The organism is Pseudomonas sp. R4-84 (assembly GCF_054130985.1).
Genome location: NZ_CP096390.1, coordinates 2,744,825 through 2,758,998 on the forward strand (window position 1 = coordinate 2,744,825; position 14,174 = coordinate 2,758,998).

The window sequence follows — 14,174 nt, forward strand, 5'->3', positions numbered from 1 at the left end:
TCCCTTCGGGGACGGCGTACGCGCCTCGCTTATTATTTGGGGCAGTGCGGATACTGTGGCGAGTGGGCTTGCTCCCGCTGCGCCGGTCCGACGCCTCGGGCGCAGCGGCCCCATTCACGGTGAGCGCTGCGCGCTTAAGCGAGCAAGCTCCCTCGCCACGGGGCGGATTCTTCGCAGTGGCGCGATACAGCGTCAAACGGGAAAAACCCAGGCGCGTACATAAGAAAATTTGATGCGCGCCGAAGCCCTATCTGGAGTAACAATTGCAACGATAAGAACGATAAACGCCAAGAGAGCCACCATGAACCTCAAGTTCCTCGAAACCTTCGTCTGGGTCGCTCGCCTGCAAAGCTTCAGCCTGACCGCCGAAAAGATGTTCAGCACTCAGGCCGCGATTTCCAGCCGGATCGCCTCGTTGGAAGACGAGCTGGGCCTGCGCCTGTTCGTGCGTGATTCACGGGGCGTGTCATTGACCCCGGAAGGCACCAAGGTCCTTGAATATGCCGAGCGAATGCTCGACGTCCAGCGCGAGTTGAAGCAGTCCCTGGACAACAGCACCCCACAGCAAGGCCTGGTGCGCATCGGTGTGATGGACACGGTGATTCACACCTGGCTGAGCCCGTTGATGTCGATGCTGATGCAGGCGTTTCCCGCCGTGGAGATCGAAATCACCGCCGACGCGGCGCGAAATCTTTGTGAGCAGCTGCAAAAAGGTTACCTGGATATCGCCTTCCAGACCGACCTGGTCCGCCACGAAAGCGTGCGCAATCTCGAGCTGGGGCATTACCCGATGCACTGGATCGCCGCCAGCCAATCGATTTACGCCCGGCCCTACGCCTCGCTGGCGGAAATGGCGAGCGAGCGCATCATCACTTTCGTCAAGCATTCACGGCCTCACCAGGATGTGCTCAACCTGCTGTATGCCCATGGCGTCGGTACGCCGAGGGTCAGTTGCGTCAATTCGGTATCGGCGATGACGCGACTGATACGCGACGGTTTCGGCATTGGTGCGCTGCCCGCGGCGCTGGTGACCAAGCCGCTGGCCCGTGGCGAGTTGATCCAGCTGGAACCGGGCGCGCCCCTTCCCCAGCTCGATGTCGTCGCATCGTGGCGGGCCGGCGTGGGGCTCGAACTGATCGAAAGCATCGTGCACATGAGCCGCCAAGTGGCCTGCCAGTACGCCACGGACGTCGGACCGCAACGAATGGTCGCGGCACCGGGGCTGTCGACGGTCGAATAACTTTTACTTGTCAGGGGGTAGCAATTTTCCTTGTTGGACGCCATCGCCGGGATTTTCTAAAAAGGACTCACTCAGAAAAAGAACCCAACGGAGCCCCTGCGATGAGTCCATCAGCCCTGTCCCTCGAGCAACTGCAGCAGTGTTCACCGCAAGCCTTGCGCCAGAAAATCGCCGCCGGGCAATACCACGGCCATACCAGCGGCCTGGGCCAGGGTCGGGTCCAAGCCAATATCGTGATCCTGCCGGGAGACTGGGCCGACGAGTTCCTGCGCTACTGCACGCTCAACCGTCAGGCTTGTCCGGTGCTGGACGTGACGGAACCGGGTGACCCCTTCCTGCGCAACCTGGGCGCTCCCATCGACATCCGCCACGAGGTCCCAAGCTACCGGGTCTTTCACCACGGAGAGATAAGTGAGGAACCTTCGGACATCGAACACCTTTGGCGCGATGACCTGGTGACTTTCGCCCTCGGCTGTTCGTTTTCTTTCGAGCAACCGTTGCTTGAGGCCGGCATTCGGATGAGGCACATCGACCTGGGTCGCAACGTCGCCATGTTCCGCACCAACATCGACACACGCCCCACCGCGCGACTGTCTGGCAAAATGGTCGTGAGCATGCGCCCGATGAAAGCGGCGGCGGCGATCCAGGCGATCCAGATCACCGGGCGCATGCCCGGCGTCCATGGCGCCCCGGTACACATTGGCGATCCATCGCTGATCGGCATTGAGTCCCTGGAAACGCCGGACTACGGCGATGCGGTACCGGTCGAAAGCGATGAAATACCGGTATTCTGGGCCTGTGGCGTGACGCCTCAATCGGTGGTCCAGGCGTCGCGTCCGCCGCTGTGTATCACTCACGCGCCGGGTTGCATGCTGGTCACCGATCTATGGAACAGCGCATTGTGATGTATCGACCCGGAGACGGAGATTTGATGAACAGCCCGCGACGATCGATCGAGCAGTACATCCGCGCCAAGGACGGCAACCGCCCCCACCTGCTGGACCAGGCGTTTACCAATGACGCGACCCTGGACATGGTGGTATGCACCGGATCCATTTCATTCCCCGATCATGTCGAAGGCCGTGGCGCCATCGGTGATGTGCTGGTGAGCCGTTTCAACCAGACCTTCGAGAACGTCTACACGTTTTGCCTGGACGCTCCTCCTGCGTCCAACGCCGAGACGCTACAGTGCCGTTGGATGGTCGCCATGGCGGACAAGCACAGCGGTGAAGTCCGGGTCGGGTGTGGCCGGTATGACTGGCGATTCAAGCCCCAATCGTGGTTGGCTGAGGGACTCACCATTACCATTGCACACATGAAAACCTTGCCTGCTGACGATCTATCGGCAGTCATGGCCTGGGTGTCGCGTTTGGCGTATCCGTGGTGCAGCGTTGATGACGCCATGGATGCGGCGCCGGATTCAAGCGCGCTTGAAGACGTGATCCAATACCTGTCATTCAGGCGTGATCGAACGGTTTGATCGCCCTTGGATTTCCCTGCCTCTTCGTTTCAAGGAGCTGCCCGACATGAATATCAAGTTCCTGGAAACCTTCGTCTGGGTCGCCCGCTTGAAAAGCTTCCGGCTGACGGCGGAAAAGCTCTTCACCACCCAGGCGTCGATTTCCAGCCGTATCGCGGCCCTTGAAGATGAAATGGGCGTGCGCTTGTTCGTCCGCGATCCCAAGGGCGTGTCGCTGACATCCGAAGGCCTGCGGGTACTCGAATATGCCGAGCGCATCATGGAAACCATGCAAAGCATGAAGGCGGTGATCAAGGATCCCCGTCAGGTGCGCGGTCGGATCCGCATCGGCGCGATGGACACGGTGATCCATACCTGGCTCAGCCCGTTGGTGACACGGCTGATGGAATGCTACCCGGCCCTGGAAATCGAGTTGTCGGCAGATACCGCGAGCAACCTGTGCTCGCAGCTGGAAAAAGGCTATCAGGACATCATCTTCCAAACCGACATCCTGCGCCTGGACAGCGTGCGCAATACGCTTTTGACCCGTTATCCGATGCATTGGGTGGTGCGCACCGGCTCCGCCTATGACCGCGATTATGCTTCGCTGGAAGAATTATCCCAGGAGCGCATCGTGACCTTTTCGCGCAACTCGCGTCCGCACCAGGACATCCTCAATTTGCTGCACTCGGCCAATATCGTCTCGCCGCGCATCAATTGCGTGAATTCGGCGTCGGCCATCACGCGGCTGGTGCGCGACGGCTTTGGCATCGGCGCCATGCCCGCGGCGCTGGTTCAAGGCGAACTGGCCCAGGGTACGTTGAGGCTGGTGGATGGCGTGCCGCTGCCCTCGGTGATGGACGTGGTCGCCAGCTGGCGCACCGGCGCGGGCATGGAACGGGTCGAAGACATCGTCACCCAGACCCGGGAGGTGGTTGAAGAATTCAGCGCGCAACTGCCTGCCCAATACCGGCTGGCGGCGGACCCTGCCCCGGCAGGCTGTCAGTGAACTGCAACATCCCCGCCCTATCCTGAAACGAGCGCACCGCGGTGTACCGCTGGGTGCGGCCGCTCGGGATGGTCCAGGGAGTTCGCCATGAAGATCAGCGTGTTCGGCAGTGGTTACGTTGGATTGGTGCAAGCCGTCGTGTTGGCCGAGGTCGGTCATGACGTGGTGTGCATGGACATCGACGAGCAAAAGATCGAGAACCTGCGCCAGGGCCAGGTGAGTATTTTCGAACCCGGCCTGGCGACGCTGGTGCGCGAGGGGCTCGATGCCGGGCGCTTGCGTTTTACCAGCGACGAACAAATGGCCGTCCGGCATGGGCAGGTCGTGTTCATCGCCGTCGGCACGCCGTCCAGGGAAGACGGCTCGGCGGACTTACGCCAAGTCCTCGCCGTCGCTGAAGCCGTTGCCCGCTACGGCGAACAGCCGCTGGTGGTGGTGGAAAAGTCCACCGTGCCGGTGGGCACTGGCGATATCCTGCGCGCCCACATCGATAAGTGCCTGCTCAAGGCCGGGCGCCTGCTGCAATTCGATGTCGTGTCCAATCCCGAATTCCTCAAGGAGGGCTCCGCGGTCTCCGATTGCCGGCGTCCCGATCGCATCGTGATCGGCTGTGAGCGTGAGGAAGTTCGGGAAACCATGCGCGAGCTGTATGCGCCATTCAACCGCAACCACGACCGGATCCTGTTCATGGACGTGCGCAGCGCCGAGCTGACCAAATACGCGGCCAACGGCATGCTGGCGACCAAGATCAGCTTCATCAACCAGATCGCCGAACTGGCCGAACACCTTGGTGCCGACATCGAGTCGGTGCGCCAGGGCATAGGGGCTGACTCGCGCATCGGCTATCACTTCATTTATCCCGGTTGCGGCTACGGCGGTTCGTGCTTCCCCAAAGACATGCGGGCCTTGATCCATACAGCGCAGCAAGCCCATTGCGCCAGTGACCTGCTGCAGGCGGTGGAGTCCATCAATCTGCGGCAGAAACACAAACTGTTCGAACGCATCAATGCTTACTACCAGGGCGACTTGCACGGCAAGACCTTTGCCCTGTGGGGCCTGGCCTTCAAGCCCAACACCGACGACATGCGCGACGCCCCCAGTCGCATGCTCCTGGAAGCGTTGTGGGCGGCTGGGGCCAACGTCCGCGCGTTTGACCCCGAAGCAATGCAACAGACCCAGCTGCTCTACCCCAACGAGCCGAAACTGATGCTGATGGGAACGCCAGAGTCAGTCCTGGCCGGCGCCGATGCGTTGATCATCTGCACCGAATGGCAGTCGTTCAAGGCCCCCGATTTCCAGTTGATCCGGCAGCGCCTGAACGCACCGGTGATTTTTGATGGGCGAAACCTCTATGAACCGGAACGCATGGCGGACAGAGGTTTCGTCTATTTCCCGATGGGCCGCGGACAGTCATGCAGCTTGCCCATTGCCCACCAGCCTTGGTTACAAGCCAGAAGCGCTTGATCAAACTGCAAAATAAATGAACTCAACCAGCATTAATATGAATTTGTAAGCAAGAGAGCCGAGCGGCACACTGTGCTCCGTTCCTCCCCCAAATGTTGGAACACTTAAAGGGCTTTCTGGGATTCTCCCGTAAGCCCCTTTTTTTGTTGGCTTTTTGGATCTCCGCTTAATGTTTTCTCGCTGGTTCCCCGCTGCTATCAATACCCGTCCCACCGAATGGAGCCGTGCCGCGATCGGCATGGCTTTAGGAACAATGTTCAGTGTCTGGCTCTGCGGCCAGGTGTTTGGCCTCGAAGTGGCGCAACACCTGATCGGCCCTCTCGGGGCCTCGGCGGTATTGCTGTTCGCCGTGTCGTCGGGCGCCCTGGCCCAGCCTTGGTCGATTTTTGGCGGTTACCTCTGTGCTTCAGTCGTGGCGTTGCTGGTCGCCCATGTGCTCGGCCGAACACTGGGCAGCGCTTGCCTGGCGGCGGGCATGGCGCTGGTTCTGATGTGCTGGCTGCGTTGCCTGCACCCGCCGGCGGGGGCCTTGGCGGCCACGCTGGTGCTGGCGGATCATTCGATCATTGCCCTGGATTGGCAGGCGCTTGGCGCTTCGATGCTGGCCGGCTCCGGTCTGCTCGCCTTCGCATTGGCCTATAACAACCTGACGCGCGTACGCTACCCCAAGCGCGCCAGCGAGCCGGTCGCCGCCATTCCGGCCGACCACCCGCCCGTGGATCGCCAGGCCATCACCGCCGAAGACTTGAAGCTTGCGCTCGAGGAAATGGAAGCATTCTTCGACGTAACTCCCGAGGATCTCGAACAATTGATCCACGCCAGCGAGCGCCATGCCAAGCGCCGCAGCATCACGGAGGTGCTGTCGGGTCGCGGTTGAGCCTGTGGCTGCTATAAATATGCAGACAGGACCTGCACGTATCCCGGTTGTGCAATGCAAATTTGCACTGTTACGATCCCGACCGGGTACGCGCGACATTATTTATAAAGACAATAAAAGCAGGGAGTTAGCGATGACAGCTCAGGTTTCATCCCAAGCTGCGGACGGCGTCGAGACCGCGCCATACGAGGTGCTGTTCGACGTCCGCAACCACATTGGCCACTTGACCCTGAACCGCCCCGCCGGCCTCAATGCCCTTACCTTGGGCATGGTGCGCAGCATGCAACAGCAACTCGATGCCTGGGCGCAGGATGCGCAGATTCGCGCGGTGGTCCTTCGCGGTGCCGGCGACAAGGCGTTCTGTGCGGGCGGTGATATCCGCTCGCTGTACGACAGCCACAAGCAGGGCGATACCCTGCATGAAGACTTCTTCGTCGAGGAATACGCCCTTGACTTGACCATCCACCACTATCGCAAGCCCATTCTGGCCCTGTTGGACGGTTTCGTGCTGGGCGGCGGCATGGGCCTGGCGCAAGGCGCCGACCTGCGGGTAGTGACCGAGCGCACTCGCCTGGGCATGCCTGAAGTGTCCATCGGTTATTTCCCGGACGTGGGCGGCAGTTATTTCCTGCCGCGCATTCCCGGTGAGCTGGGGATCTACCTGGGCGTCAGTGGTGTGCACATCCGCGCCGCCGACGCGTTGTACTGTGGGCTCGCCGACTGGTACCTCGATAGCCGCAAGCTTGCCCAGCTCGATGAGCGTCTCGATCGACTGGAGTGGCGCGATACCCCACTCAAGGACTTGCAAAGCCTGCTGGCAAAAATGGCGGTTCAACAGCTACCTGCCCCGCCCCTCGCCGATTTGCGGTCCGTCATCGACCATTTTTTCGCTCTGCCCGATGTGCCGAGCATGGTCGAGCAGTTGCGTCAGGTCACGGTTGCCAACAGCCATGATTGGGCGATGGAAACCGCCAATCTGCTGGAAACCCGCTCGCCGTTGGCCATGGCGGTGACCCTGGAAATGTTGCGTCGCGGCCGTCACTTGAGCCTGGAAGACTGTTTCGCCCTCGAGCTGCACCTGGACCGCCAGTGGTTCGAGCGCGGTGACCTGATCGAAGGCGTACGCGCCTTGCTGATCGATAAAGACAAGCGCCCGCGCTGGAACCCGCCGACCCTGGAGGCGCTGGACGCCTCGGTCGTGGCGAGTTTCTTCGACGGCCTCGACTACCACGGGAATTGATCATGCAAGACCTTGAGCTGACCGAAGAACAAGTGATGATCCGCGACATGGCCCGTGACTTCGCCCGCGGTGAAATCGCGCCCCACGCTCAGGCCTGGGAGAAAGCCGGGTGGATCGACGACGGCGTGGTGGCGAAGATGGGCGAGTTGGGCCTGCTGGGCATGGTCGTGCCGGAGGAATGGGGCGGCACCTATGTCGATTACGTGGCCTACGCCCTCGCCGTGGAAGAAATCTCCGCTGGCGACGGTGCCACGGGCGCATTGATGAGCATTCATAACTCGGTGGGTTGCGGGCCGGTCCTCAATTTCGGCACCGAAGAGCAGAAGCAGACGTGGCTGGCGGATCTTGCCAGCGGCCAGGCGATTGGCTGCTTTTGCCTGACCGAACCCCAGGCCGGCTCCGAAGCCCACAACCTGCGCACCCGCGCCGAGCTGCGGGACGGCCAATGGGTGATCAACGGCGCGAAGCAGTTCGTCAGCAATGGCAAACGGGCGAAGCTGGCGATCGTCTTCGCTGTGACCGACCCGGACCTGGGCAAGAAAGGCATCTCGGCGTTCCTGGTGCCGACCGATACCCCGGGCTTCAACGTCGATCGCTCCGAACACAAAATGGGCATTCGCGCTTCCGACACCTGCGCGGTGACATTGAGCAACTGCACCGTCCCCGAGGCCAATCTGCTGGGTGCCCGAGGCAAAGGCCTGGCCATTGCGCTCTCCAACCTCGAAGGCGGTCGCATCGGCATTGCCGCCCAGGCACTAGGCATCGCCCGCGCAGCGTTTGAAGCGGCCCTGGCCTATTCCCGCGATCGTGTGCAGTTCGACAAGCCAATCATAGAGCACCAGAGCATCGCCAACCTGCTGGCCGACATGCACACCCGCCTGAACGCCGCCCGCCTGCTGATCCTCCACGCCGCGCGCCTGCGCAGCGCTGGCAAACCGTGCTTGTCGGAAGCGTCGCAAGCCAAGCTGTTTGCTTCGGAAATGGCCGAGAAAGTCTGCTCGTCGGCGATACAGATCCATGGGGGGTACGGGTATCTGGAGGATTATCCGGTGGAGCGCTACTACCGGGATGCGCGGATTACCCAGATCTACGAAGGATCTAGCGAAATACAACGCATGGTCATTGCCCGCGAACTCAAGCACTACCTGGCGTAACGGCGGGAAAAACATCGCGAGCTAGCTCGCTCCCACAGGGTTTGGAGGCGTACGCAATGGCGCGTACACCTCAGATCCACTGTGGGGGCGAGCTAGCTCGCGATGGGGTCAGTCGGAACGCCGCTTTACTTGTCCTGGAACGCCGCCGCACGCTTGGCCACGAACGCCGCCATGCCTTCCTTCTGATCCTGCGTCGCAAACGCGGCGTGGAATACCCGCCGCTCGAAACGCACGCCTTCGGACAGGCTGACTTCAAAAGCGCGATTGACGCTTTCCTTGATCATCATGCTGATAGGCACGGACTTGGAGGCGATCAGTGCCGCCGTCTTCATTGCATCGTCCAGCAGCTCATCAGCCGGCACGATCCGCGCAACGATGCCGCAACGCTCGGCCTCGACCGCATCGATAAAACGCCCGGTGAGGCACATTTCCATAGCCTTGGCCTTGCCCACGGCGCGGGTCAGACGCTGGGTGCCGCCCATGCCCGGCAGCACGCCGAGGTTGATTTCCGGCTGGCCGAACTTGGCGTTGTCACCCGCCAGGATGAAGTCGCACATCAACGCCAATTCACACCCGCCGCCCAAGGCAAAACCGTTCACCGCCGCAATGATCGGCTTTCGGCGATTGGCAACGCGGTCGCTGTCGCTGAACAGATCGTCCAAATAGATTTGCGGGTAGGTCAGCTCGGCCATCTCTTTGATGTCGGCGCCGGCAGCGAAGGCTTTTTTCGAGCCGGTCAGCACGATGCAACCGATCTGCGGGTCCGCCTCCAGGCTGTCCAGCGCCTGGTTCAGCTCGCTGACAATCTGCGCATTGAGCGCATTCAGCGCCTGAGGACGGTTTAGCGTGATCAGGCCGACGCGGTCCTTGATCTCCAACAAAATCGTTTCGTAATTCATGCAGGATTCCTTGTTCAAAGATTGCGCGAAATGACCATGCGTTGGATATCGCTGGTGCCTTCGTAAATCTGGCAGACCCGCACGTCGCGGTAGATGCGCTCCAGCGGGAAATCGTTGAGGTAACCGTAGCCGCCCAGGGTTTGCAGCGCCATGGAGCAGACCTGCTCGGCCATTTCCGAGGCGAACAGTTTGGCCATGGATGCTTCCACTAGCGCAGGCTGGCCGCCATCGCGCAGGGCTGCGGCATGATGAACCATCTGCCGTGCCACGGCGATTTGAGTCGCCATGTCGGCCAGGCGGAACGCCACGGCTTGATGTTCGATAATCGGTTTGCCGAAACTCTGGCGCTCACGGGCATAGTCGCGCGCCGCTTCGAATGCCGCGCGTGCCATGCCCACCGACTGCGCGGCAATGCCGACCCGCCCGCCTTCCAGGTTCGCCAGGGCGATCTTGTAGCCCTCGCCCTCTTCTCCCAGGCGATTGGCCACAGGCACCTTCAGGTCCTCGAAGAGGATCTGGCAAGTGTCGGAGGCGTGCTGGCCGAGTTTGTCTTCGACCCGCGCCACGCTGTAGCCCGGCGAGTCGGTGGGCACGATGAAAGCACTGATACCGCGCTTGCCGGCGCTCGGATCGGTGACCGCAAACACGATGACCACCCCAGCGTTCTGCCCGGACGTGATGAACTGCTTGCTGCCGTTGAGCACGTAATGGTCGCCCTCCAACCGCGCCCTGGTCTTCAAGCTGCTGGCGTCGGAGCCGGCCTGAGGCTCGGTCAGGGCAAAGGCGCCGAGCATCGTGCCGCTGGCCAGGGGTGTGAGGAACCTGGCTTTCTGCTCGTCAGTGCCGAATTTCAGGATCGGCACGCAACCCACCGAGTTGTGCACACTCATGATGGTCGAGCACGCGCCGTCGCCGGCGGCGATTTCTTCCAGCGTCATCGCGTAGGCCAGGTAACCGGTGTCGCAGCCGCCCCACTGTTCCGGCACCAACATGCCGAAAAAGCCCAGCTCGGCCATTTCACCAATGGCCTCCTTGGGAAAACGATGCTCGCGGTCCCATTCAGCCGAGAACGGTTTCAAACGCTCTTGGGCGAATTGCCGAGCCATGTCGCGGATTTGTGTCTGTTCTTCAGTCGGGAGCATGGCAGTTCCTTAGTACAGGCATTCAACGGCCATGGCCGTGGCTTCGCCGCCGCCGATGCAGATGGCCGCGACGCCGCGCTTGAGGCCCTTCTGGCGCAGGGCCGACAACAAGGTCACCAGGATCCGTGCGCCGGATGCACCGATCGGATGGCCCAGGGCGCAAGCGCCCCCATGGACGTTGACCTTGTCATGGGGGATTTCCAGCTTGTCCATCGTTACCACGCCCACCACGGCAAAAGCTTCGTTGACTTCGAACAGATCAACCTCGTCCAGCGACCAGCCAGTCTTGCCCATCAGCTTCTTGACCGCGCCAATCGGCGCCGTGGGAAACAGGCCCGGGGCGTCGGCAAAGGCCGCATGGCCATGGATGACCGCCAGCGGTTTGAGGCCGCGCTGTTGCGCCTGGCTCTGGCGCATCATCACCAGGGCTGCGGCGCCATCGGAAATCGAGCTGGAGTTGGCCGCCGTCACGCTACCGCCTTCGCGGAACGCCGGTTTGAGCGTGGGGATCTTGTCGATGCGTGCCTTGGGCGGTTGCTCGTCGTGGCGAACGGTGACCTGTTCCTTGCCGACCATGACCTGCAACGGCACGATTTCGGCATCGAAACTGCCATCCTCGATTGCCTGTTGCGCGCGGGTGGTGGACGCGATGGCGAAGGCATCCTGGGCCTCACGGCTGTAGCCGTTGGCCTCGGCGCAGTCTTCGGCAAAGGTGCCCATCAGGCGCCCCTTGTCGTAGGCGTCTTCGAGGCCGTCGAGGAACATGTGGTCCAGCACCTTGCCGTGGCCCATGCGCAAGCCGGCGCGAGCACGGTCCAGCAGATACGGGGCGTTGGACATGCTTTCCATGCCGCCCGCCACCACGACGTCGGCGCTGCCGGCGACGAGCATGTCATGGGCGAGGATCGCTGCTTCCATGCCCGAACCGCACATCTTGTTGAGTGTGGTGCAACGGGTCGATTTGTCGAGCCCGGCGCCGAGGGCTGCCTGCCGTGCCGGCGCCTGGCCTTGGCCTGCGGCGAGCACACACCCGAACAACACTTCTTCGACCGCGTCCGGTGCGATGCCGGCACGCTCCACGGCAGCCTTGATGGCGGCGGAACCCAGCTGCGGCGCGGTCAGACTTTTGAGTTCGCCCTGGAAGCCGCCCATCGGGGTGCGGACAGCGCTGACGATGACAATTGGATCATGGGACATGACAAATCCTCCTATTTGGCGGCCATGCGCAAGGCGCCGTCGAGACGGATCACCTCGCCGTTGAGCATGCTGTTTTCAATGATATGCCGGACCAGCGCCGCGTACTCGGCGGGTTTGCCCAGGCGCGGCGGGAACGGCACGCCGGCGGCCAGGGAGTCGCGCACTTCCGGGGTCATGCCGGCCATCATCGGGGTTTCGAAAATGCCCGGCGCGATGGTCATCACACGGATGCCGAAGCGTGCCAGCTCACGGGCGGCCGGCAGGGTCAGGCTGGCGATCGCACCCTTGGATGCGGCATAGGCTGCCTGGCCGATCTGGCCGTCGAAGGCCGCCACCGACGCGGTATTGATGATCACACCGCGCTCGCCGTCGGCGTTGGCTTCGGTTTCGGCAATGGCCGCAGCGGCCAGGCGCAACAGGTTGAAACTGCCGATCAGGTTGACGTTGATCACCTGGCTGAAACTGGCGAGGGCGTGAGGACCGTTCTTGCCGAGGATCTTCTCGCCGCGCACGATCCCTGCACAGTTGACCAAGCCGTTGAGGCCACCAAACGCATCGACCGTGGCCTTGACCGCCGCTTCGGCGGCTGCTTCGTTGCTGATGTCCGCGACCACGCTCTGGCAGCCAAGCTTTTGCGCCTGGGCGGCCACGGCGTCGGCGTTGAGGTCCAGCAGCATCACCTTGGCGCCGGCCTTGACCAGCATTTCACCGGTGGCCGCGCCGAGGCCGGAAGCGCCACCGCTGACGAGGTATATCTTGTTGTCGATCTGCATCATGGTTTCCTTGGATTCAAGCTGAAACGTTCTTCGCCGCAGCCTCTTGAGCTTTGGCGATTTCCTGGTTGCGCAAGATAAAGCGCTGCAATTTGCCGCTTGGGGTTTTCGGCAAGTCGCTGACAAATTCGATCTCTCGCGGATACGCATGGGCAGCGAGGCGCTTGCGCACGTGCAGCCGCAGTTCTTCGGCCAGCTCTGGCGCGGCGCGGTACTGGGCGCTGAGCACCACAAAGGCTTTGACCAGCTCGGTACGTTCCGGATCGGGCTTGCCGACCACGGCAGCTTCGACCACCGCCGGATGCTCGATCAACGCACTTTCCACATCGAACGGGCCAACGCGATAGCCGGACGTGGTGATCACGTCATCGCTGCGCCCGACGAAGCTGATGCTGCCGTCCGGATTGAACTCGACGGTGTCGCCACTCAGGTAATAATCGCCGACGAAGGCCTTGGTCGGCCCGCCCTGGTAGCCGGCGAACCAACACATGGGTGACTGGCTACGGTCGACCGCAAGAATGCCCGGTTGGCCGACGCCCAACTCCTGATTGCTTTCATCCAGCACCACGATGCGATGGCCCGGCGAGGCAAAACCCGCGGCGCCCTGGTGCACCGGATGCTCGAGGCCGTGGTGATTGCACAGCACCATGCCCAGTTCAGTCTGGCCGTAATGGTCGTGGATCACCACGTCCAGGTTGTCGGCGAACCAGCGGATCACTTCCGGATTCAGCGGCTCGCCGGCGCTGCTGACGATGCGCAGCTTGCCTTTGATTGAGCGGGCGAACTGCTCGCCGCCAGCGATCAGCAGACGATAGGCCGTTGGCGAGCCCGCGAGGTTGGTGATGCCGTATTTATTGATGACCCGGCAGGTGCTGTCCAGGGTGAACGGGCCGTCGTAGAACGTGATCGGATGCCCCATCGCCAAAGGCCCGGTCACGCCAAAATAGATGCCGTAGGCCCAGCCGGGATCGGCAACGTTCCAGAACGCGTCTTCGGGGCGCAGGTCAACGGCGTCGCGCATGTAGCTCTGGAACGCCACGATCGCCTTGAGCGGCACCGACAACGCCTTGGCCGGGCCGGTGGTGCCAGAGGTGAACATCAGCAGGAAGGGGTCTTCGCCAGTCAGCATCAGGGGTTCGCACTGGTTGGGCTGATTGGCGACTTCGGCCCAGAAGCTGAAATCGCCACGAACGATGCCCTCGCCCTTTTTCCCGCCGACCGTGACGACGATGGGGCAATCAGCAACCTCAGTTAGTTTTGGACGGTTGACGGCGTCAGTGACCACAACCCGTGCCCCGGAGCTGCCGAGGCGGTGTTCGATGGCTTTCGGGCCGAACGCGGTGAACAGCGGCTGGTACACCGCGCCGATGCGCCAGGTGGCGAGCACCACGATCAGTAATTCGGCAGTGCGCGGCAACAGGCCGGCCACCCTGTCACCCTTGCCGACGCCCTGGGCGCGCAGGAAATTGGCGAAGCGCGCCGCGTTGTCCTGCAGGTCACGGTAAGTCCAGGTCGCGTCACTGCCGTCACGGCCCTCCCAAAACAAGGCGATGCGCCCCGGCAAGGTGTGCCTGTCGCAGCATTCGACGCAGGCATTGAGCGCTTCGAGCGAGCCGTGCAACGAGGCATTGACGGTGTTCAGGTAATCGAACTGCGACGTGGCGGACGAATAATCGCGCATGACCAGAATCCCTCTGTACTTTTTATTGGTGGGGGGAAC

At 62.0% G+C, this 14,174-nt stretch carries 13 protein-coding genes; 8 read left to right on the top strand and 5 right to left on the bottom strand.

The genetic code is table 11. The annotated features are described in order from the left end of the window. Positions 1-301 precede the first annotated feature (301 nt). From M1D68_RS12515 to M1D68_RS12550, 8 genes are all read left to right on the top strand, one after another. Complete coding sequence (locus M1D68_RS12515) at positions 302-1,240, top strand: LysR family transcriptional regulator (protein WP_457970599.1); 939 nt, start codon at positions 302-304, stop codon at positions 1,238-1,240. 101 nt (positions 1,241-1,341) lie between these two features. Further along, entirely contained in the window at positions 1,342-2,145 is an 804-nt protein-coding gene (locus M1D68_RS12520; protein ID WP_434674829.1) for a putative hydro-lyase, read from the top strand. 26 nt (positions 2,146-2,171) lie between these two features. Continuing rightward, positions 2,172-2,720, top strand: coding sequence for a hypothetical protein (locus M1D68_RS12525; protein WP_457970601.1), 549 nt, complete (start codon positions 2,172-2,174; stop codon positions 2,718-2,720). A gap of 46 nt (positions 2,721-2,766) precedes the next feature. Further along, positions 2,767-3,708: a LysR family transcriptional regulator gene (locus tag M1D68_RS12530; RefSeq protein ID WP_434564051.1), complete on the top strand. Its 942-nt coding sequence runs from the start codon at positions 2,767-2,769 to the stop codon at positions 3,706-3,708. A gap of 87 nt (positions 3,709-3,795) precedes the next feature. Further along, positions 3,796-5,172, top strand: a complete 1,377-nt coding sequence (locus tag M1D68_RS12535) for a UDP-glucose dehydrogenase family protein (protein ID WP_420763949.1) — start codon at positions 3,796-3,798, stop codon at positions 5,170-5,172. Positions 5,173-5,341: 169 nt separating this feature from the next. Further along, positions 5,342-6,049 carry an HPP family protein gene (locus tag M1D68_RS12540; protein ID WP_434564052.1) on the top strand — a complete coding sequence of 236 codons (708 nt, stop codon included), beginning with the start codon at positions 5,342-5,344 and terminating at the stop codon, positions 6,047-6,049. Between the two features lie 133 nt (positions 6,050-6,182). Beyond that, positions 6,183-7,289 carry an enoyl-CoA hydratase/isomerase family protein gene (locus M1D68_RS12545; protein WP_420763947.1) on the top strand — a complete coding sequence of 369 codons (1,107 nt, stop codon included), beginning with the start codon at positions 6,183-6,185 and terminating at the stop codon, positions 7,287-7,289. A gap of 2 nt (positions 7,290-7,291) precedes the next feature. Continuing rightward, on the top strand, positions 7,292-8,443 hold the full coding sequence (locus tag M1D68_RS12550) for an acyl-CoA dehydrogenase family protein (RefSeq protein ID WP_457970604.1): 1,152 nt from the start codon (positions 7,292-7,294) through the stop codon (positions 8,441-8,443). 125 nt (positions 8,444-8,568) lie between these two features. Here M1D68_RS12550 and M1D68_RS12555 read toward each other — a convergent pair whose 3' ends face one another. The 5 genes from M1D68_RS12555 to M1D68_RS12575 are packed head-to-tail and all read right to left on the bottom strand — an operon-like array spanning position 8,569 to position 14,135. After that, the gene (locus M1D68_RS12555; protein ID WP_420763945.1) at positions 8,569-9,342 is read right to left on the bottom strand and encodes an enoyl-CoA hydratase; all 774 of its coding nucleotides are present in this window, start codon (positions 9,340-9,342) and stop codon (positions 8,569-8,571) included. Between the two features lie 14 nt (positions 9,343-9,356). Further along, positions 9,357-10,484: an acyl-CoA dehydrogenase gene (locus tag M1D68_RS12560; RefSeq protein ID WP_457970606.1), complete on the bottom strand. Its 1,128-nt coding sequence runs from the start codon at positions 10,482-10,484 to the stop codon at positions 9,357-9,359. A 9-nt stretch (positions 10,485-10,493) separates the two neighbouring features. Then, on the bottom strand, positions 10,494-11,681 hold the full coding sequence (locus tag M1D68_RS12565; RefSeq protein ID WP_434611457.1) for an acetyl-CoA C-acyltransferase: 1,188 nt from the start codon (positions 11,679-11,681) through the stop codon (positions 10,494-10,496). 11 nt (positions 11,682-11,692) lie between these two features. Then, on the bottom strand, positions 11,693-12,454 hold the full coding sequence (locus M1D68_RS12570; protein WP_457970608.1) for an SDR family NAD(P)-dependent oxidoreductase: 762 nt from the start codon (positions 12,452-12,454) through the stop codon (positions 11,693-11,695). A 16-nt stretch (positions 12,455-12,470) separates the two neighbouring features. Further along, positions 12,471-14,135: an AMP-binding protein gene (locus M1D68_RS12575; protein WP_457970610.1), complete on the bottom strand. Its 1,665-nt coding sequence runs from the start codon at positions 14,133-14,135 to the stop codon at positions 12,471-12,473. Between the last annotated feature and the right edge of the window lie 39 nt (positions 14,136-14,174).

Bases quoted from the DNA above. Each gene is read 5' to 3' on its own strand.
- M1D68_RS12515 (WP_457970599.1), top strand. From the start codon at position 302: ATGAACCTCAAGTTCCTCGAAACCTTCGTCTGGGTCGCTCGCCTGCAA.
- M1D68_RS12520 (WP_434674829.1), top strand. From the start codon at position 1,342: ATGAGTCCATCAGCCCTGTCCCTCGAGCAACTGCAGCAGTGTTCACCG.
- M1D68_RS12525 (WP_457970601.1), top strand. From the start codon at position 2,172: ATGAACAGCCCGCGACGATCGATCGAGCAGTACATCCGCGCCAAGGAC.
- M1D68_RS12530 (WP_434564051.1), top strand. From the start codon at position 2,767: ATGAATATCAAGTTCCTGGAAACCTTCGTCTGGGTCGCCCGCTTGAAA.
- M1D68_RS12535 (WP_420763949.1), top strand. From the start codon at position 3,796: ATGAAGATCAGCGTGTTCGGCAGTGGTTACGTTGGATTGGTGCAAGCC.
- M1D68_RS12540 (WP_434564052.1), top strand. From the start codon at position 5,342: ATGTTTTCTCGCTGGTTCCCCGCTGCTATCAATACCCGTCCCACCGAA.
- M1D68_RS12545 (WP_420763947.1), top strand. From the start codon at position 6,183: ATGACAGCTCAGGTTTCATCCCAAGCTGCGGACGGCGTCGAGACCGCG.
- M1D68_RS12550 (WP_457970604.1), top strand. From the start codon at position 7,292: ATGCAAGACCTTGAGCTGACCGAAGAACAAGTGATGATCCGCGACATG.
- M1D68_RS12555 (WP_420763945.1), bottom strand. From the start codon at position 9,342: ATGAATTACGAAACGATTTTGTTGGAGATCAAGGACCGCGTCGGCCTG.
- M1D68_RS12560 (WP_457970606.1), bottom strand. From the start codon at position 10,484: ATGCTCCCGACTGAAGAACAGACACAAATCCGCGACATGGCTCGGCAA.
- M1D68_RS12565 (WP_434611457.1), bottom strand. From the start codon at position 11,681: ATGTCCCATGATCCAATTGTCATCGTCAGCGCTGTCCGCACCCCGATG.
- M1D68_RS12570 (WP_457970608.1), bottom strand. From the start codon at position 12,454: ATGCAGATCGACAACAAGATATACCTCGTCAGCGGTGGCGCTTCCGGC.
- M1D68_RS12575 (WP_457970610.1), bottom strand. From the start codon at position 14,135: ATGCGCGATTATTCGTCCGCCACGTCGCAGTTCGATTACCTGAACACC.